This window comes from Ruegeria sp. BA2, from assembly GCF_056539605.1.
This window is the reverse complement of sequence record NZ_JBQFVE010000002.1, coordinates 307,675-325,378: the sequence shown is the minus strand read 5'-3', so window position 1 is coordinate 325,378 and position 17,704 is coordinate 307,675. Positions and strand designations below refer to the sequence as shown.

The following is a 17,704-nucleotide window of genomic DNA, read 5'->3' as shown; positions in this document are numbered from 1 at the left end:
GGCTCGTCTTTCGCTTTGGTAACCGACCTAATATTACATATTGATCATATATTATAGATTCACTTGCAAATAAATTATGATATAAGAGTTGCAACATTCAGCAATGCAGACGGACATGAGCGAAACACAGCCCTCGCAAAAAAGCAGATTACAACTGACCATTGATCTGGACACGCCCGGCCGACATGCGGGGGATGTGATGCTGAAATGGTCGGATAATTCTATACCGCTTGGCTATCATCCCATCCCGATCCTTAGTTTGCGCGGATCAGACGGGCCCACAGTTTTGATCCTAGGCGGGACACATGGGGATGAGTTTGAAGGCCCGGCTGCAATTCTGCGGCTAGCTGAAACGTTGAAACCGGAACAATTGTCTGGGCAGGTTATCTTGATGCCTGCGCTGAACGCCCCCGCGCTGGCAATATCTTCGCGAGTTTCGCCGCTGGACGTGCAAAACCTGAATCGCGCATTTCCTGGCGATCCGAATGGCGGCCCCACTGCGATGATCGCCCATTTTGTCGAAACCGTTCTTCTGCCGCGCGCCGATGCAGCAATTGACCTGCACTCAGGAGGAAAAGCATCGGTCTTTGCGCCTTGCGCTCTGGCGTCGCGATGTGCGGACGCAGGCCTGACCCAAGCAAACATTGATCTTGCCAATGCATTCGGACTTCCGCTGATCTGGATGCTGGGTGAGCACAACGACAATCGCTCGGTCAACTCGGCCGCGGCCCGCGCGGGAGTGCCGATGATCGCGACTGAACTGGGCGGCGGTGGCAATGTGACCCCTGAAATCGTGAACGCCGCAGAAGCCGGGCTAATGCGCTGTCTAACGTATTTGGGGATACTTGATGAAACTTTCCCTGCCCCGACGTCGGCGCGTCAGGTCGAAATCACATCGCCTCTTGATTCACTCTACGCCCCAGCAGACGGTTTGTTTGATCGATGTGCATCAGCGGGCCAAGAGGTGCAAGCGGGCGATCTTGCCGGATATCTACGCTTTCCCGATGATCCGGGCCGGTCGGCGCTTGAACAAAAATTCCCCGATAGCGGCTTTGTGCTGGCGCATGGCAATCGCGGCATGGTGCGGCGTGGCGACCTGCTGGCGCTGGTTGCACAGGACGTAACAGACAGCAGTTAGATGCGAACATATTCTCCATTTATCGCGGGCAGATTTCTTCCATGGCAGGGTGATACGATCGCCAGCATTAATCCGGCAGATGGCCAGGAATGGAGCCGCATCGCCCGATGTGGCGCGGCAGAAGCCGATGCAGCGATCCGCGATGCTGACAACGCATTCCGCAACGGTCCGTGGGCCGATCTGGGCTCGGCGGGGCGTGCTGATATGCTTGATAGGTTGGCCGAAACGCTGCAGGAGCGCTGGGAAGAACTGGTTGAACCAGAAATCCGGGACAACGGCAAACGTATCACCGAAGTGCGCGGCCAGTTTTCTGGATTGCACAGTTGGTATCGCCACTTTGCGTCCGAGGCACGCGCACTTGCCCCCGTAAAACAAAACAACGCCACCCCCGGCGTAACGAGCACAGGGCATTGGTTGCCCTATGGCGTGGTGGTCACCATTACACCGTGGAACTCCCCCCTTATGATCCTTGCATGGAAGCTCGCCCCGGCCTTGGCTGCCGGCAACACGGTGGTAGTGAAACCCTCTGAAATGGCGACGGCCTCGACCCTCGAATTTGCGCGGCTGATGACTGAGGCTGGACTACCGCCCGGTGTATTGAACGTCGTAACCGGACTGGGCCATGAAGTTGGAGAGGCATTGGTGCGGCATCCATTGACTCGCAAAGTAAGCTTTACAGGCTCAGACGCTGGTGGCCGCAAAGTGGCCGAAGCAGCCTCTTGCCACGTTACTCCCACCACGCTCGAGCTGGGCGGAAAATCCCCGCAGATTGTGTTTGAGGACTGCGATCTTGAGAACGCTGTAAACGGCGTGATGTCGGGGATCTTTCTATCGAATGGGCAGACCTGCGTTGCTGGGTCGCGGTTGATCGTCGAGGCCTCGATCAAAGACAGGTTTGTATCACGATTGCTGAATCGTGCCCGGGCGCTAAAGTTGGGCGATCCGATGGCTCCAACCACTCAGATCGCGCCGCTATCGAACCATCCGCATCTGCGTAAGGTCACCGAGATGATTGCGCAGGCGAAGGCCGAAGGTGCCATTTGTCTGCTTGATGGCCTTGAAACAGCGGCAGGTCGCTCAGGATATTATGTTGGCCCAACGATATTTGATCAGGTCAACCGGGATATGCAGATCTGGCGCGAAGAAGTGTTCGGCCCGGTTCTGGCCATCGCCACATTCGAATCCGAAGGCCAAGCCATCGATCTTGCCAATGACAGTGAATATGGCTTGGCCGCTGGAGTCTGGACAGCGGATTCAGCCACAGGCGCGCGGGTGGCCGGGGCCATCTTGTCCGGCACAGTCTATATCAACCACTATCGCAGTGTCGATCCCGGCAGCCCGATTGGCGGCATAAAGCTGTCAGGATATGGACGCGAATTGGGGCCGGACGCGATCAAGGACTACTTACAGGCAAAGTCCATCTGGACTGGCACCGCGCCCGTTCCTGATCCGTTTCCGTAATGGCTGGTGCATACGCCTCGGCCCAAGGCCAAATTAACGTTTCAGCCCGCTGTTCCGCACCAAATACCCATCCATCCTATTATAACTTTTTGACATGTGGGAGGCGTTATGAATACATTGATATCATGATTTGAAAGGTGGCGCCCTGCTCGGCGCTAGCAGTGATCGGGTCTCCTCGAAAGGCGGGACAGAAACAAACTGCACAAGTGGAGGTAATGGATGAGCAAACCGGTTAAACACGGTTCCTTCGCAACCCCCGAAGGAAACTTCCGAGGTCACGATCAGCAAAGCGTCTGGTCACAGCAGCACGATCCGGAACTAACCGAAGTTGGCCCCGGCACCCCCTGCGGCGAGTATCTGCGCCGGTTCTGGATGCCGATTGCAATGACAGATCAGATTAGCGATCTGCCCTATCGCATTCGAGTTCTGGGTGAAGATCTTGTGCTGTTCCGGGAAAAGAAGCATGGGCGGCTAGGCTGCACACATTTACATTGCTGTCATCGTAACATGAGCCTTGAATTTGGCATCGTCGAAGAAGGCGGTATTCGCTGTTCGTACCATGGCTGGAAATATGGCTTGGATGGAACAGTTCTGGAAACGCCCTGCGAACCGCCCGCGTCTCAGGTCAAAAAGAAAGCTTGTCTGGGTGCCTATCCGATCATTGAATACAAAGGGTTGGCCTTTGCATATATGGGGCCGACAGACAGTATCCCACCCTTCCCGGTTATGGATACGTTCGATGATGACGGCGATGAACTTGTACCCTATCTGATAAAATCGCCCTGCAACTGGCTGCAGGTGATGGAAAACGCCTGGGACCCGTTTCATGTGGTCTATCTGCATACCAAAGCAGCACGCGTGCAGTTTCACGAAGCATTCGCGCACATGCCGATGATCGAGTTTCACGAAAGCCAGACCGGAGATTTTTACACCAATGTGCGAAGAGACGGCGATTTCATCTGGGTCCGGGTGCATGATCATATGTTACCCTCGTTTACTCAGAATGGAGGGCATTTCCCGATCCCGGATCGCTCTCGATACTTTGGCCGGGGTGGATTGACTCGCTGGATCACGCCAATTGACGACATGAACACCATGGTCATCGCGTGGCGCCATTTCCGCGAGGAACGGTTCAATGATGACCCACGCGGCATGACCAATCGCGATGAAGTCGGGTATGGCACGACCGATTTCTACGGTCAGGGGCCAGATCGTCCCTATGAGATGCGCCAACGTGATCCCGGGGATTACGATGCGTGGGTCAGCCAGGGACCAATCAACATTCACGCGCGCGAGAACCTGTCCTTCACAGATCGGGGGGTGGCGAAAGCGCGCAGAATGCTGCGCAATGCCATCCGGGCATTACAGGATGGGAAATCCCCGGCGCAGCCAACCGACAATTTCGACGGAATCATCCCGACCTATGCTGGTGACACGGTGCTGAAAATCCCCTTGCAAGAAAACCGCGACGATGGCGCATTACAAAAGGAAGTCTCATTCAAAGTGGCGGAAATACTGAAATCCGGTGATCATCTTCAGGGACATGAGCGCCGCGCCTTTATCGAAGATGCCCTGAAGGCATATGAGGCAAGCTGGGCATGACAGGCCGCATTCCTCACAACCCCGGACGGGTCGAATGGTCGGGTGAAAACCCCGGTATTTACCTCAAACAAAGCCCCGATCAGGAACATTATGACACGCTAGCATTGTTCTTCCGCGTCGTTCTGTCCCCCTACGGGCGCGGGAACGCCGCGATCGTTTTGGGTGCTCCGGACGAAGCGCGCGGCTGGCCACATGTGCCAAACCTGATCATGACGGATAACCAGCGCATGATGCGATGGATTGTCGATGGATGGGTTAGCAAAATGCCTACTTTTGTTGGCAAACCCGGCCTGAATGCGATGAGCTGGTTGGATTGTGACAGTGTCGAAAAGCGCCCCGGCGATCTAAAGACACGCTATTCGGAAACCCTGCGCGGTTCGGGTGTGACCCTTGAGATGATCTGGGAAGACATGGGGCCGCCCTTACCGGTTGAAGTGACCAAAGAAAATTCGGCCACCAAAGAGCATGAGATGTATTCGGTCTTCCTCGAAGCCAAGAAGGCTCAAGTCAGGATCAACGGCACTGCCCTACGCGGTCGGGTGGCGGATCGGCAGTTCTTTGGTCGAAGGATGAGCACCGCTTTCCTCGCATTCTCTGAGACATGGGTCACGCCGCAGGAGGATACGCAATGCCTCTGAATGAACCGATCACACCGGGGATTGTCGATTGGACCGGCGAAAACCCCGGCATCCTTTTGAAGGATGAGGACGACAATTTCAGTGCAATGGCTTTGTTCTTCCGCGTCGCTTGGTCTCCGGTGGGACAAGGGCAGGTGCTGCTGCTATATGGCTCCCCCAATCAGATTGAAGGACCGCCGGAAGCACCAAATGTCATTCTCAGTGACAACCCCGAACTGACCACGTTTCTGAAACAGAATTTCATCAGCAAGCTCGCTGCGTTCGCAACTGCGCCAGCCTTTGCCACCCTGCCTGAAATTGGCGCTCTGGCGGTGCGTTCATCCGGTGATCCGATGAGCCATCGCTATACCGAAACCATCTCGGGCGGCACCTTGACGATCGAGCTTGTCTGGGAAGGTTTTGAACCGCCCCGCGCGCTGGAGCTTTCACCGCATGAGGTCGCCTCGGGCGAGCAGAACATGTTCTCGCTGCTGGTCCCTGCCCGTTCGGCACAGATCATTGTTAATGGCCGCGCGCTGCCGGGCAAGTTGGGGACACGGGTTCAGGCCGGGTATGAGACCACGACGGCCTTCTTGTATTTCTCAGAAACCTGGATCATCCCGCCGGAGGGGTCATGACCCTGCATCCCGCTGATCGGCTGGCGTTTGACCGAGCCATGGTGACACAGCCGGTTTGGAATCGGTTCGATACTGCCGCTGATGCATTCGGCTTACCCGAAAATGTCCTGTTGCATGCGGGCCCTGCTTTTGCCAGGCCTGAGGATGTGACAGCGCCAATTCTGAACTCGGCCTGCGTCGCGGCTGTTTGGGATGGTCTGGCCAAAGACTTTGATCAGGCCGAAGCGATGATCAGGGCCGGTGAAATTATTCTGCGCCCTGCACAGGATCATGATGTGGTCACACCGTTGGCGGCTGTGGTTTCGGCGAATATGCCATTGCACACCGTTTATGATGCATGGCGCGGTCAGAACCGGGTTTTCACTCCGATCAATGGTGGCGCGCGGCCTTCCTTACGCTTAGGGCTGAGGTCCGAGGCGGTATTGAACCATATCGGATGGTTGAACACGCGGTTTCTGGAGGTTTTGCAGAACGGATTGGCCGAGGGTATCGCCTTGGTTCCGTTGGCTGTTCAAGGCCTGATCGGTGGGGACGATTGCCATGGGCGCACTCCTGTCGCAACCAATGCGCTGATTGAAGAGCTAAGGGATCGCTCACCCACCCGTATCCAAGATGACGACGTGCTAGAGTTCATGGCGCAATCGCCGTCACTGTTTCTCAACCTGTGGATGGCGGCCACCAAGATCATGATGAAGCTGGCCGAGGGGGTCGAGGGTTCCAGCTTTGTGACCGCGGCAGGCGGCAACGGGCGCGAGGTTGGCATCCAGATTTCAGGCCTTCCAGGGCGCTGGTTCTCAATCCCGGCGACGCCTCCAAAAGGGAAATTCGACACCGATTTGCCCGCAGACCGGGCGCTTGGTGCCATCGGCGACAGTGCCGTGGTTGAGGCATTTGGTCTGGGTGCAATGGCCATCGATCTAAGCCCCGAACAGAAGAAGGGGCTGGGCGCCTATCTGCCCGGCAACGCAGGAGCGCGGACACAAAGCCTCTCGGTTGGTGAACACCCTTATTTTCAGGCCCTTAACGTGAAGCTGGGCTCGACCGCGCGCGGCGCAATGGCCCAAGGATCAGGTCCGATGATTGGCCTTGGAATCCTTGACCGGCTGGGTCAAGCGGGTCGATTGGGTGGCGGTATTTATGACATGCCAGTTGATCCGTTCGCAGACGCCATACGAGCTTTGGAGCATGAATAAGCTGAACCAGCTCAGCGCCTCGGACCTTGCCCAGCTCATCAAACAGGGCGCGGTTAAACCTTCGGAGGTCATGCAAGCACATTTGGATCGCATCGCGTTGAGAGAAGCCCAGGTCGGAGCTTTCCAATATCTGGATGCTGAGCGGGCCATAGAACGAGCGCGGCTCGCGGACAAACAGAGTGATCGAGGGCCGCTGCATGGTGTACCTTTTGCCATCAAGGACATTGTCGATACCGATGACATGCCGACCGGCTGGGGTAGCGATTTGTACTGGGATCGCCAACCAGATCAAACTGCCGCCTGCGTGCAGGCCTTTCTGGACGCGGGCGCGATTCCCTTGGGCAAAACGGTCACCACGGAATTCGCCTATTTCCGCCCCGGCAAAACAGCCAACCCGCACAATACGAACCACACACCGGGCGGGTCCTCATCGGGTTCCGCTGCGGCCGTCGCAGATTTCATGTCCCCACTGGCCTTTGGGTCCCAGACGGCTGCTTCCTTGATCCGTCCAGCCGCCTACTGTGGCGTATATGGATTTCGGCCAACGATCCACGGCTACCCGCTGGATGGAGTCATGGGGCTATCGCAAAGTCTGGATACATTGGGTGTTCTGGCCCGAGACCCGCGTGATCTAGCGCTCGCTGACGCCGTATTGCGTAGTATCGATCCACCGCCCGAACCACAATTCCAGGATGGATTGCCCAGAGTCAGCCTGATGCGGGGCCCGCATTGGGCGGACGGTTCGATCGAAATGCGAGACACCTGCACCCGCGCTTTGGCCGCACTAGCCGCCGCAGGGGCAGAGACGGGTGAGGTGAGCCATCCTCAGATTTTTGAAAAGCTCACGGCGGCCCATCACACTGTAATGAGCTATGAAGCCGCCCGACTGCGGGAGAAGGAGTTCGAAATCGGTGAGCCCTCAATCAGTCAGCAATTCTTCGCCTTGTTGGTTGCGGGTCAACAGATCAGCGATGCAGACTATCACCAAGCCTTGGAGACCCGGGATCGTGCAAGCTTAATACTGGATCAATTGTTCCGAGACGTTGACGCTTTGCTGGTGCCATCTGCGGCTGGGCCGGCTCCGCGAGGTTTGGAAGCAACGGGTGATCCGCTGTATTCGCGCATGTGGAACTTGCTGCAAGTCCCCACTGTAGCTATCCCCTTCGGCACGGATCAGGCTGGGCTTCCCCTGGGCGTGCAACTCATAGCCCCTCGTGGCGGAGATTTTCACCTTCTAGATATTGCGCATTGGGTCAGCGGCGTGCTTGAGCCCTAAATGCCCTTGCGCGATTGCCATCCGATCAGGCTGAGACATGCGAACAATACAGCTGCCACACAAACTATGGATGGTCCGGCTGGCGTGTCAAATACATAAGCAGCCCTCAGCCCTGCCACCGCAGAAAACGCACCGATCGCCGCTGCAATCAAAGCCATCGACTCAGGTGACCGCGCCAAACTGCGCGCGGCCGCAGCCGGGATGATCAGCATCGCAGCGATCAGAAGAACACCCACGACTTTGATTGCCACCGCGACGGTTACCGCAAGGGATAGTGTAAGGATCAATTGCTCTCGTTTGGGGTCGAAACCGCTGGCATAAGCCAGTTCTTCATTCATTGTCGCCGTCAAAAGCTGCGACCAACGCCAAGTGATAAGCCCTACCACAAGCGCCGCGCCACCCCAGATTACAACCAGATCGGTGCGCGAAACTGCAAGGATATCCCCAAAGAGATATGCCATCAGGTCGATGCGAACGCCCGACAAGAAAGAGACCGCGACAAGACCGAAAGCAAGCGCGGAATGCGCCATTACGCCCAGAAGCGTATCCATCGCGTAGCCCCGTCGGGACAACAGCGTCACGGTCAGCGCCATTGCAAGTGCAACGGCCAGCGCCCCAGCGAAGACTGACATCTGAAACGTTAGCGACAAGGCAACGCCGAGGATCGCGGCATGCGCTGTGGCATCCCCGAAATAGGCCATTCGTCGCCAGACTACAAAACACCCAAGAGGAGCCGCCGCAAAAGCAACGCCAACACCAGCAAGCGTTGCGCGCATCATGAAATCGTCAAGCATTATTCGGCGGCTTCCTGAGAATGTTCAGCGTGATCATGATCATGGTCGTGATCATGTCGATAGAGGGCCAGTGCACCCCCGGTTCCTGTTCCAAACAAGGCACGGTATTCCGGGGCCGAGGCCACAACGGCGGGCGAACCCTGGCAACACACATGGCCATTGAGACAGATCACCCTGTCAGATGCGCTCATGACGACGTGCAATTCATGGCTGATCATCACGATGGCACAGCCGGTCTCGCGTCGGACCTCTTCGATCTGATGATAAAACGCCGCTGATCCGGGTTGGTCGAGGCCCTGAGTTGCCTCATCCAACAACAGGACATCAGGTCTGTTAATCAGGGCGCGGGCCAGCAAAACGCGCTGAAACTGGCCGCCAGACAATTGCGACATCTGGCGTTTCAACAGATCTGGCACCCCGGCAGTTTCAAGCGCTTCCACGCATTGCTGCCTCGATACACGGTCGGTCAGGCGCATGAATCTTTCGACCGAGATTGGCAGGGTTGGATCGATGTGCAGCTTCTGCGGCACATACCCAATCTTCAGCCCAGGTTTCAACGAAACCTGTCCGACCGATGGCTTCGTCGCGCCGATGATGGCGCGCAGCAGGCTGGTCTTGCCCGATCCGTTCGGGCCTACAATCGTAACGATCTCACCGGCCTCAATCGTCATGTCGACATGGCGCAGAACGGTATTCGCGCCATAACGCACGCTGAGGTTCTCAACGGTGATCAGGGTCATGTCTACGCCTTCTCGGTGCAGTCTGGGCAGAGTCCCTCGGCTTCTACAACGGTTCGTTCGATTTCGAAACCCGTCGCGCGCGCAGCCTCGCCCAAGACGCCTTTGGCCGGTGCTGACTGGGCTTCGGCTACAGCATCGCATTTTCTGCAAATCATAAAGGCGGGTGAATGGGATGCCCCGGGATGAGAACAGGCAACAAACGCGTTCAAGCGCTCAATCTTGTGGACGAACCCGTTCTGAACAAGGAAATCAAGCGCACGATACGCCACCGGCGGTTGAGACCCGAAACCGGCATCGCGCAAACGATCTAGAATTGCGTAAGCGCCAAGGGCTTTGTGGTCTTGCAATAGCATCTCAAGAACTTTTTGCCGCACAGGGGTCAGGCGCAGGCCTTCTTCCTTGCACTGCGCCTCTGCTGTGGCCAGCGCCGTGTCAACGCAATTCTTGTGGTCGTGCTCCTGAAACCCGACCGGTGCATCTTCGTCAACCGGAATGGGGGAGGTCTCACTTGTCATGTTATTCCATATCATATATGCCGCTCGTAACGTTATAAAATCACACAGAGGGTCTGATGTCCAGAAAGCTGCTCCCACTATCGATTACCGCTGCATTGATGGGCGGAACCGCCATGGCGGATACCCCCAAAGTTGCGGTTGATATCGCGCCGGTACATTCACTAGTCACCCGCGTGATGGAGGGTGTTGGAACGCCCGACCTGATTGTGCAGCCTGGCGCCTCACCTCATGAATATAGCCTGCGCCCTTCAGAAGCTGCCGCGCTGCAGGAGGCTGATCTGGTCTTCTGGATTGGCGAAGATCTGACGCCGTGGATGGAAGGCGCAATTGACACGCTCAGCGACGGGGCAAACGTCACCGCGTTGCTGGAATCGGACGGGACTGTCCTGCTTGAATTCCGCGAAAGTGCATTGTTCGAGGCGCATGACCATGAGGATCACGATGACCATGGGCATGACGATCATGACGATCACGACCATGCTGAGGACGAAGGGCACGATCACGATGACCATGATGATCATGCAAAAGACGATGATCATGATCATGACGACCATGCCGAAGACAATGAGCATGACGATCACAATCATGACGAAGAACATGCACATGAGGACGAGCATGACCACGATCATGACGACCATGAAGATCACGCTGGACATGATGATCATGAGGGCCACGCGCATGGCGAACATGATCCTCATGCCTGGCTATCTCCGGCCAATGCAGAAATCTGGCTGAATACAATCGCAGCGCAGCTTTCGGCGGCTGATCCGGACAATGCCGGAGCTTATTTTGCGAACGCAGCAACTGCGCGCGAAGAGATGGCGGCTTTGTCAGCAGAAGTGGCTGAGGCTCTGGAACCAATCAAAGGTGGCAGCTTTATCGTATTCCATGATGCCTATCAGTACTTCGAAGCTGCTTTTGACTTCCCGGCTTCAGGCGCGATCTCTCTAAGTGATGCATCTGATCCAAGCCCGGCCCGCATCGCAGAAATTCAGGGTCGTATCCGCGATGAGGGCATCAACTGCGTGATGGCCGAGCCGCAATTCAACCCCGGCATTGTTGCGACAGTCCTTGATGGCACCGAAGCCAGAACCGGGATTATGGACCCCTTGGGATCCGATCTCGAGCCTGGCGCAGATCTGTACCCGCAGCTCATTCGCAATCTGGCCAATACACTGTCAGAGTGCCTCTGAAACTAATGAAAGCCCGGTCCCTCCCAAATCCCGACCGGGCTGATCACAAACCGAGAACTCATCTTTGACAGAGGCATCTTCTAGCCCGCAAACTTGTTTTTTCGGCTCATTAAAGTAATGTTATTACCTATTGATCTAAGAGGTGAACGGTGATCTCTCAGGCAGAACTTGGCAATGACCAAACCAAAGTCCGGCGGATACCCGTCACTATTTTGACTGGCTTCCTCGGCGCCGGAAAGACCACCCTATTAAACGCTGTCCTGTCTGAAACCTCTGCAGGCAAAATCGCGGTCATTGTGAACGAGTTCGGCGAGGCCGGATTGGACCACGATCTGATTGAATCCGTCGAGGATGAGGTCGTTCTGATGCAATCCGGCTGTCTGTGCTGCTCAATTCGCGGCGATTTGGCCGGAACAATTGCCGATCTGGTTGAGCGGAGGGATGACGGGCTTTTGCAGTTCGATCGGATCGTGATTGAGACCACGGGCCTAGCTGATCCCGGTCCTATTCTGCAGACGCTTCTTGTTGATCCAGAATTGGCCCGCACCACGCGCCTAGATGGGCTTGTCACGGTTGTCGATGCGGCCAACGGGCCCCAGACCTTGGATGCGCAGTTCGAAGCCGTATCGCAAGTTGCAATGGCCGATCTGGTCGTTCTCAGTAAAACCGATTTGGTTTCAAGGTCAGCTGCAGAGGCGTTTTCCAATCGCCTGAGTGAACTGAACCCCACGGCGCGGATCGAACGACCGATCGCGGGAAAGTTCGATCCCCAAAAGCTTTGGGGGCTCAGCGGTCTTCGCAAGACTGCAACCCGACAGAACGTGATTGAATGGACAACTCCGGCAAATAAGCCCGTGGCCGACCCGCTGGCAAACCTCTCGGGCCTGTCCAAGCCCAAAGCCGAGGTATTAGCACACGCTCCTCATGATACGCGGATTGGGTCTGCCTCAATCGTGCTCGAAGAACCGCTCAAAGATACAGTCTTCGACAACTGGCTGAATACGCTGATCGCACTTCGGGGGCCTGATATATTGCGCGTCAAAGGGATCGTGTTCCTCGAAGATATCGAAGTGCCGTTCGTGTTTCACGGAGTGCAGCACATATTCGATCCACCAATGCCGATGAAGAACTGGTCTGGCGATGACCGCCGCTCGCGCATTGTGGTCATTGCCCGCGATCTCAGCCGACCTGAACTGCAACGCAGCCTCGACATGCTGCGCGCCGATCAAACCGAAACAGCCACCAGAGAAGAAGTGTTCTGAGCCATGACCGATACCCGCCTTCCCGTCACTGTCCTGTCCGGCTTTCTTGGCGCTGGAAAAACCACCCTTCTGAACCGCGTTCTGAACAATCGCGAAGGTCGCCGCGTTGCCGTGATCGTCAACGACATGTCCGAAGTGAACATCGATGCCGATCTAGTGCGCGCCGAAACTGAACTCAGCCGCACCGACGAAACACTTGTTGAAATGTCAAACGGCTGCATCTGCTGCACGCTGCGGGACGACCTGCTTGACGAAGTAAAACGACTGGCCGCAGAAAGGCGCTTCGACTATTTGCTGATTGAATCCACCGGGATATCAGAGCCCCTACCGGTCGCTGCGACGTTTGATTTCCGGGATGAATACGGTGAGAGCTTGTCAGACGTTGCGCGTCTTGACACCATGGTCACGGTGGTCGACGCAGTGAACCTGCTAAATGACTTTTCAAGCCATGATTTCCTCAGTGACCGCGGCGAGACGATGGGCGAAGAGGATGAGCGTACGCTTGTTCATCTTCTGACCGACCAAATTGAGTTTGCGGATGTCGTGATCCTTAACAAGATCAATGATGCGGGGCCGGAACGTACGGATGCCGCACTTAAGATCATCCGCAGCCTGAACGCAGACGCAAAGGTCATCGAAACCAACCATTCCGAGGTCGCCAGCGAGGCCATTCTGGACACCGGGCTGTTCGATTTCGAAGCCGCCCATCAACACCCGATGTGGGCAAAAGAACTGTATGGTTTCGCAGATCACGTCCCGGAAACGGAAGAATACGGGGTTTCCTCTTACGTCTACCGAGCACGACAGCCCTTTGAGCCCGAAAAAATTCTGGCGCTGCTGAACGGCGACCTGCCGGGTGTGATCCGATCGAAAGGGCACTTCTGGATCGCAACACGTCCCGATTGGGTGGCCGAGTTCTCGCTTGCGGGCGCGCTATCCAGCGTTCAGCCGATTGGAACATGGTGGGCCTCGGTCCCTGAATCGCGCTGGCCTGATCATGAGTCCGCGATGAGCTACATCAAACAGCATTGGGCGGAGCCTTGGGGCGACAGGCGGCAAGAGATCGTCTTTATTGGCGCAGGTATTGATTGGCCGACTTTGAAATCCCGCCTGGATGCATGTTTGTTGTCCCAGGCTCAAGCGCCCGGACCAGACTCGCTACCGCTTGACCTGCCTGATCCGTTCCCATTGTGGCGCCGGGTGGAGGATGCCGCATGACCTCCGCTCAGGTGGAAGTCCAAAAATCTGCGGAAGGTATCGGTATCACCGACACCGCAGAAGGGTTGGGCGGAATAGAAGAACCCGGATGTGCTGCGATGATCTGGCGACGTCAACTGACGCCAGATTTTCACGCGTGGATCGATGATTTAGATCCCACTGTGTTGCCGAAAGCGCGACTAATTTTGCACCCCACCGCCGTTCCGGAAGCTGTCCAACATTTATGCGATATTGCCCGCATTGGCGCCTCGGCCGAACGGTGTTGGCTGGAAAATGATATCTCTGATCTGGCCAAACGCTTCGCCGGGATCATGCAAGCACCTTATTTGCGTGTACGTCTTGATGTGATTGACACAAATGCGTGCCGCAAGTTCCATATCGACGCTATTCATGCGCGCCTGATCTGCACCTATCGAGGCACAGGGACCCAGTATGGCATCGCCGCCAGAGGCGAAGAGCCCAAGCGCGTGTTCACCGTCGCAACCGGAGCCCCCATGATCATGCGCGGCACGCTGTGGCCTGAGGCGCCCGCGGCAAGCATGCTCCACCGCTCGCCACCCATCTCCGGCACTGGCGAAACGCGACTGGTCCTCGTCCTCGATCCTATCTTTGAACTTGATGAGGCCGAGTGATGGGCCGCAACCTTGGTCAGACGAAACTCAGGAAACGGCGGCGCAACGAAAACCCGATGCAGGAGTTCGACCGTCTTCCACCAATCTTGCGGAGTTGGGTTTCACAGGCTGCACTCCCCTGGCGGCCACGCTCTGTATTACGGGCCTATAATGCAGCGCTCGCAAGAACGGGAGACCAAAGCCGGGCGCTGGATGAACTCAGACGTCTTGAATCTGTACAGCTTGCGAAAGACAACCTGCTTTTTGCCGGTTGAATCTTGCAGAGCGCCTGCATTCCGAAGCCGACGGAACTTACCCCAGTCCGCGTCAGGATTGGATTGCGCCAACATTATTGGATTGTCTGGGCAGCGATCACCCTACCTTGGAACCCTGACTCCAAACACCACGCAAAAGCGGTGATTGCTCAACACGACGCACCCGCAGTACATCGCCGCGCCACCCGACCTTCAATGCCCCGCGATCATCGAGGCCCACCGACTGTGCCGGGTTGCGCGTTACGGCGGCCACCGCGCGAGGCAGATCGCCCCAGATGTCGGCGAGGTGAAATGCCGATAACAACAAAGCAGACGGCACATAATCAGACGATACGATATCCAGGAGGTCTGCTTTGGCCAGTTCTTCTGCTGCGACATTGCCCGAATGCGAGCCGCCACGGATCAGGTTTGGCCCACCCATCATGACAGCAATATTGTTGGCCCGGCAGGCTTCAGCCGCCTCAAACGTCGTTGGAAACTCGGCAAATCCTACACCGTTCTGGGCCGATTTTGCGACATGCTGTGCGGTGCTGTCGTCATGACTGGCTAGCGTCGCACCCAAGCGTCCGGCTTCGACTACCGCGCCTGCTTCGTGCTTTTCCCCGAAACGCTCTTGCAGGCCGCGCAGATTCTCGACATGCGCGGCAAATTCTTCGTCATTCATCCCGCGTTTCTTGGCGACGTAGGTTTTTAATGCTGTGAGATCGCGGAACTGGCGCTGACCCGGAGTGTGGTCCATCAGACTTACGATGCCAACCCGATCTTCCGGTCCAAAGTTCGCCAACTCGTCCAGCAAAGTCTCTGAACAGATTTCCGCGCGCAGGTGAAGGAAATGGCTGATTTTGAAATAACCTTGGGCACGTGCAGCCAACAATTCGTCCGCCAATTTACGGGCATAGTCGAAATAACGTCCTTTCCCGCTGTGGATCGATCCCACGCGCATCGCGTCGAACACAGTTGTTATGCCGGTCGAAGCCAACTCACCATCGTGCGCGATCAGGGCCGGTAGATGGGGCCAGTCAACTTCGGGCCGTGGCTCGATGTGGCGTTCGACGTTGTCGGTATGCAACTCGACCAGGCCGGGAAGTACGTAGTCACCGCCACAATCGATGGAACCTGTCGGAACGCGGTCGCCTTCGGCCAGTTCGGTAATCACCCCCTGTTCGATTGTGATCGAACCCGTTACTACCCGATCGGGCAGTACTAGCTGGGCATTCGCGAGGTACAAATCGCCTGACATATCGCTGTCACAAGCCTTTGCCAAAGAGGGCGCGAGAAAAGGGGAATTCATGTCATACTCTCGATTTGCAATTTACTATGTGCCGCCCGAAGGGCCTTTGGAACAATTCGGCGCGCGCTGGCTGGGCTGGGATGTTGTTCAGGGTTGCGAGGTGCCCCAACCCGATCTGCCCGATTTGCATGACGCCACCATGACACCGCGCAAATATGGTTTTCACGGAACGCTGAAACCGCCTTTTCGACTGGCCGAGGGATTCACGCTTGATGCTCTGAAAGCAACGGCATCCAAGCTTGCCTCTGGGCTGTCGCCTGCCAGCTGTGAGGGGCTGAGCCTGACGCCGTTGGGCCGGTTTCTGGCTTTGACCCCAAAGGGTGATCTCGGCGATTTGCAGCGGGTTGCGGCGGCCTGTGTACGTGATCTTGACCCATTTCGCGCCCCGCCCAACGAGGCAGAGCTTGAGCGGCGTCGCGGTACGAGGCTTAGCTCGCGTCAGGACGAGCTGCTGACCGAATGGGGCTACCCTTATGTGATGGACGAGTTCCGGTTTCACATGACGCTGACAGGTCGGTTGCCCAAGAGCGATATCGCAGCATGGGCTGAGATCCTGCAAAGCCAATTGCCGGTCTTGCCCGAGCCCTTCGTAATCGACCAAATAGCCTTGTGCGGCGAGCGCATGGATGGGCGGTTCGAGCTTATTCATCGATACACACTTTCAGGTTGAAGCGCCTCGGCGGCGCGTGCAACCGTTTCGACCAGCGGGCCATCGTTGGAAATCGTGATCACGTCCAACCCTTCGGGCAAAGGTTTCTCTGCCTGAGCAAGCCGTTTTGCAATCTCGCTTTCGCTTTCTCGCCCGCGTGCCGCCAGACGACGCGCAAGGGTTTCCGGCTTTGCAGTGATGTTCAGGACGGTGAAGCGCGGGAATTCTTCAGCGGCATCAAGCAGAGCCTTTCGCGAGAAATTCACCAGACAGTCTGCGCCATCAATCAGCCGATCCTTGATGTCGACTGGTATCCCATAGCTTAGGCCATGCGCCCCCCAATGCACCGCAAAGGCACCGTTCGCCGCCATCTTCTCAAATTCGGTAGGCCCGACTGCGTCATAGTCTTCTCCGCCCAACTCCGGCGCCCGAGTGATGACGCGGCGCACTAGATGCAGATCGGGCAACACGTCACAAAGCGCCAGCATCACGCTGTCTTTGCCAACCCCCGACGGGCCAACAACGGCGATGAGGCGCCCCTGTTTCATGCCGCGACCTCGGGGGCAAATTGGCTGGCGTCGATTTCGCGATCACAAACGCGCGCCCGAGCGGCTTCGTCGTGGAAGATGCCAATGATCGCCGCGCCGCGCGCCTTTGCCTCTTCGATGAGTTTCAGAACAACCTCGCGATTGGCCGCATCCAGGCTGGCCGTCGGCTCATCCAACAGCATCGCAGGATAAGAATGGGCAAAGCCGCGCGCGATGTTGACGCGCTGCTGTTCACCACCCGAGAAGGTAGTTGGCGAAAGGGTCCAGAGACGCTCGGGAATGTTTAGCTGCTGCAACAAGGCTTCGGCGCGCGCCTTCGCGTCAGCAGCGGAAATGCCCACCGCCCGCAAAGGCTCGGCTACCACATCAACTGTGGGCACGCGCGGCACCACACGCAGGAACTGGCTGACATAGCCCAGAACCTCGCGGCGCAGGGCAATGACAGATCGAGGTTCAGCCTTCACGATATCCACATCACCGATGCGAATTTCCCCGCTTCGGGCCAGATAATTGCCGTAGATCATGCGCATCAAAGTGGACTTTCCCGCCCCAGACGCACCCGTCAGTGCGACGCATTCGCCCGGTGAGACCGAGAATGATACATCACTCAGCACCTCGATCACGGCCGCGCCCTGATTGTGGAGGGTGAAGGTTTTTGAGACGTTGTTAAGCTCAATCATTGC

At 56.8% G+C, this 17,704-nt stretch carries 19 protein-coding genes; 13 read left to right on the top strand and 6 right to left on the bottom strand.

All coding sequences use genetic code 11. From position 1 onward, the window contains the following. Positions 1 to 115 precede the first annotated feature (115 nt). From ACR0NN_RS06150 to ACR0NN_RS06120, 7 genes are all read left to right on the top strand, one after another. Complete coding sequence (locus ACR0NN_RS06150) at positions 116 to 1,138, top strand: succinylglutamate desuccinylase/aspartoacylase family protein (protein WP_170723272.1); 1,023 nt, start codon at positions 116 to 118, stop codon at positions 1,136 to 1,138. Beyond that, complete coding sequence (locus tag ACR0NN_RS06145; RefSeq protein ID WP_170723271.1) at positions 1,139 to 2,599, top strand: aldehyde dehydrogenase; 1,461 nt, start codon at positions 1,139 to 1,141, stop codon at positions 2,597 to 2,599. Between the two features lie 219 nt (positions 2,600 to 2,818). After that, positions 2,819 to 4,201, top strand: a complete 1,383-nt coding sequence (locus ACR0NN_RS06140; RefSeq protein WP_170723270.1) for an aromatic ring-hydroxylating dioxygenase subunit alpha — start codon at positions 2,819 to 2,821, stop codon at positions 4,199 to 4,201. Then, positions 4,198 to 4,839: a hypothetical protein gene (locus ACR0NN_RS06135; protein WP_170723269.1), complete on the top strand. Its 642-nt coding sequence runs from the start codon at positions 4,198 to 4,200 to the stop codon at positions 4,837 to 4,839. Before ACR0NN_RS06140 ends, ACR0NN_RS06135 begins: the two co-directional genes overlap by 4 nt. Further along, positions 4,830 to 5,456, top strand: coding sequence for a hypothetical protein (locus ACR0NN_RS06130; RefSeq protein WP_170685565.1), 627 nt, complete (start codon positions 4,830 to 4,832; stop codon positions 5,454 to 5,456). Before ACR0NN_RS06135 ends, ACR0NN_RS06130 begins: the two co-directional genes overlap by 10 nt. After that, on the top strand, positions 5,453 to 6,649 hold the full coding sequence (locus ACR0NN_RS06125; protein ID WP_170685564.1) for a YlbE family protein: 1,197 nt from the start codon (positions 5,453 to 5,455) through the stop codon (positions 6,647 to 6,649). Before ACR0NN_RS06130 ends, ACR0NN_RS06125 begins: the two co-directional genes overlap by 4 nt. Further along, positions 6,642 to 7,925: an amidase gene (locus ACR0NN_RS06120; RefSeq protein ID WP_170723268.1), complete on the top strand. Its 1,284-nt coding sequence runs from the start codon at positions 6,642 to 6,644 to the stop codon at positions 7,923 to 7,925. The genes ACR0NN_RS06125 and ACR0NN_RS06120 overlap by 8 nt, the downstream gene beginning before the upstream one ends. On the opposite strand, the gene ACR0NN_RS06115 is transcribed toward ACR0NN_RS06120, so the two are convergent. From ACR0NN_RS06115 to ACR0NN_RS06105, 3 genes are read right to left on the bottom strand one after another with little or no spacing between them, the layout of a single operon-like run. Beyond that, the gene (locus ACR0NN_RS06115) at positions 7,922 to 8,719 is read right to left on the bottom strand and encodes a metal ABC transporter permease (RefSeq protein ID WP_170723267.1); all 798 of its coding nucleotides are present in this window, start codon (positions 8,717 to 8,719) and stop codon (positions 7,922 to 7,924) included. The two genes, ACR0NN_RS06120 and ACR0NN_RS06115, sit on opposite strands and share 4 nt — an antisense overlap. Next, positions 8,719 to 9,459, bottom strand: coding sequence for a metal ABC transporter ATP-binding protein (locus ACR0NN_RS06110; RefSeq protein WP_170723266.1), 741 nt, complete (start codon positions 9,457 to 9,459; stop codon positions 8,719 to 8,721). Before ACR0NN_RS06110 ends, ACR0NN_RS06115 begins: the two co-directional genes overlap by 1 nt. A gap of 2 nt (positions 9,460 to 9,461) precedes the next feature. Continuing rightward, entirely contained in the window at positions 9,462 to 9,974 is a 513-nt protein-coding gene (locus ACR0NN_RS06105) for a transcriptional repressor (protein ID WP_480684118.1), read from the bottom strand. 56 nt (positions 9,975 to 10,030) lie between these two features. Here ACR0NN_RS06105 and ACR0NN_RS06100 point away from each other — a divergent pair, with 56 nt between their 5' ends. The 5 genes from ACR0NN_RS06100 (at position 10,031) to ACR0NN_RS06080 (ending at position 14,533) form a co-directional block, all read left to right on the top strand. Then, complete coding sequence (locus ACR0NN_RS06100) at positions 10,031 to 11,167, top strand: metal ABC transporter solute-binding protein, Zn/Mn family (protein WP_170723264.1); 1,137 nt, start codon at positions 10,031 to 10,033, stop codon at positions 11,165 to 11,167. Between the two features lie 149 nt (positions 11,168 to 11,316). After that, positions 11,317 to 12,429: a CobW family GTP-binding protein gene (locus tag ACR0NN_RS06095; protein WP_480684116.1), complete on the top strand. Its 1,113-nt coding sequence runs from the start codon at positions 11,317 to 11,319 to the stop codon at positions 12,427 to 12,429. A 3-nt stretch (positions 12,430 to 12,432) separates the two neighbouring features. Continuing rightward, positions 12,433 to 13,647: a CobW family GTP-binding protein gene (locus ACR0NN_RS06090; RefSeq protein WP_170723263.1), complete on the top strand. Its 1,215-nt coding sequence runs from the start codon at positions 12,433 to 12,435 to the stop codon at positions 13,645 to 13,647. Further along, positions 13,644 to 14,279 carry a DUF1826 domain-containing protein gene (locus tag ACR0NN_RS06085; protein WP_170723262.1) on the top strand — a complete coding sequence of 212 codons (636 nt, stop codon included), beginning with the start codon at positions 13,644 to 13,646 and terminating at the stop codon, positions 14,277 to 14,279. The genes ACR0NN_RS06090 and ACR0NN_RS06085 overlap by 4 nt, the downstream gene beginning before the upstream one ends. Further along, positions 14,279 to 14,533, top strand: a complete 255-nt coding sequence (locus tag ACR0NN_RS06080) for a DUF6525 family protein (protein WP_480684114.1) — start codon at positions 14,279 to 14,281, stop codon at positions 14,531 to 14,533. Before ACR0NN_RS06085 ends, ACR0NN_RS06080 begins: the two co-directional genes overlap by 1 nt. Positions 14,534 to 14,630: 97 nt before the next feature. Here the strand turns inward: ACR0NN_RS06080 and ACR0NN_RS06075 are convergent, their stop codons facing one another. Then, positions 14,631 to 15,824 carry an alpha-D-ribose 1-methylphosphonate 5-triphosphate diphosphatase gene (locus tag ACR0NN_RS06075; RefSeq protein ID WP_170723261.1) on the bottom strand — a complete coding sequence of 398 codons (1,194 nt, stop codon included), beginning with the start codon at positions 15,822 to 15,824 and terminating at the stop codon, positions 14,631 to 14,633. Here ACR0NN_RS06075 and ACR0NN_RS06070 point away from each other — a divergent pair. Beyond that, entirely contained in the window at positions 15,823 to 16,494 is a 672-nt protein-coding gene (locus tag ACR0NN_RS06070) for a DUF1045 domain-containing protein (protein ID WP_170723260.1), read from the top strand. The two genes, ACR0NN_RS06075 and ACR0NN_RS06070, sit on opposite strands and share 2 nt — an antisense overlap. On the opposite strand, the gene phnN is transcribed toward ACR0NN_RS06070, so the two are convergent. Further along, a complete protein-coding gene (gene phnN / locus ACR0NN_RS06065) occupies positions 16,470 to 17,021 on the bottom strand; it encodes a phosphonate metabolism protein/1,5-bisphosphokinase (PRPP-forming) PhnN (protein ID WP_170723259.1) in 552 nt (183 codons plus the stop codon). The two genes, ACR0NN_RS06070 and phnN, sit on opposite strands and share 25 nt — an antisense overlap. After that, positions 17,018 to 17,701, bottom strand: coding sequence for a phosphonate C-P lyase system protein PhnL (gene phnL, locus ACR0NN_RS06060; protein WP_170723258.1), 684 nt, complete (start codon positions 17,699 to 17,701; stop codon positions 17,018 to 17,020). Before phnL ends, phnN begins: the two co-directional genes overlap by 4 nt. Between the last annotated feature and the right edge of the window lie 3 nt (positions 17,702 to 17,704).

Excerpts from the sequence above, each read along its gene's own strand:
- ACR0NN_RS06150 (WP_170723272.1), top strand. The coding sequence starts at position 116 with ATGAGCGAAACACAGCCCTCGCAAAAAAGCAGATTACAACTGACCATT.
- ACR0NN_RS06145 (WP_170723271.1), top strand. The coding sequence starts at position 1,139 with ATGCGAACATATTCTCCATTTATCGCGGGCAGATTTCTTCCATGGCAG.
- ACR0NN_RS06140 (WP_170723270.1), top strand. The coding sequence starts at position 2,819 with ATGAGCAAACCGGTTAAACACGGTTCCTTCGCAACCCCCGAAGGAAAC.
- ACR0NN_RS06135 (WP_170723269.1), top strand. The coding sequence starts at position 4,198 with ATGACAGGCCGCATTCCTCACAACCCCGGACGGGTCGAATGGTCGGGT.
- ACR0NN_RS06130 (WP_170685565.1), top strand. The coding sequence starts at position 4,830 with ATGCCTCTGAATGAACCGATCACACCGGGGATTGTCGATTGGACCGGC.
- ACR0NN_RS06125 (WP_170685564.1), top strand. The coding sequence starts at position 5,453 with ATGACCCTGCATCCCGCTGATCGGCTGGCGTTTGACCGAGCCATGGTG.
- ACR0NN_RS06120 (WP_170723268.1), top strand. The coding sequence starts at position 6,642 with ATGAATAAGCTGAACCAGCTCAGCGCCTCGGACCTTGCCCAGCTCATC.
- ACR0NN_RS06115 (WP_170723267.1), bottom strand. The coding sequence starts at position 8,719 with ATGCTTGACGATTTCATGATGCGCGCAACGCTTGCTGGTGTTGGCGTT.
- ACR0NN_RS06110 (WP_170723266.1), bottom strand. The coding sequence starts at position 9,459 with ATGACCCTGATCACCGTTGAGAACCTCAGCGTGCGTTATGGCGCGAAT.
- ACR0NN_RS06105 (WP_480684118.1), bottom strand. The coding sequence starts at position 9,974 with ATGACAAGTGAGACCTCCCCCATTCCGGTTGACGAAGATGCACCGGTC.
- ACR0NN_RS06100 (WP_170723264.1), top strand. The coding sequence starts at position 10,031 with ATGTCCAGAAAGCTGCTCCCACTATCGATTACCGCTGCATTGATGGGC.
- ACR0NN_RS06090 (WP_170723263.1), top strand. The coding sequence starts at position 12,433 with ATGACCGATACCCGCCTTCCCGTCACTGTCCTGTCCGGCTTTCTTGGC.
- ACR0NN_RS06085 (WP_170723262.1), top strand. The coding sequence starts at position 13,644 with ATGACCTCCGCTCAGGTGGAAGTCCAAAAATCTGCGGAAGGTATCGGT.
- ACR0NN_RS06080 (WP_480684114.1), top strand. The coding sequence starts at position 14,279 with ATGGGCCGCAACCTTGGTCAGACGAAACTCAGGAAACGGCGGCGCAAC.
- ACR0NN_RS06070 (WP_170723260.1), top strand. The coding sequence starts at position 15,823 with ATGTCATACTCTCGATTTGCAATTTACTATGTGCCGCCCGAAGGGCCT.
- ACR0NN_RS06075 (WP_170723261.1), bottom strand. The coding sequence starts at position 15,824 with ATGAATTCCCCTTTTCTCGCGCCCTCTTTGGCAAAGGCTTGTGACAGC.
- phnN (WP_170723259.1), bottom strand. The coding sequence starts at position 17,021 with ATGAAACAGGGGCGCCTCATCGCCGTTGTTGGCCCGTCGGGGGTTGGC.
- phnL (WP_170723258.1), bottom strand. The coding sequence starts at position 17,701 with ATGATTGAGCTTAACAACGTCTCAAAAACCTTCACCCTCCACAATCAG.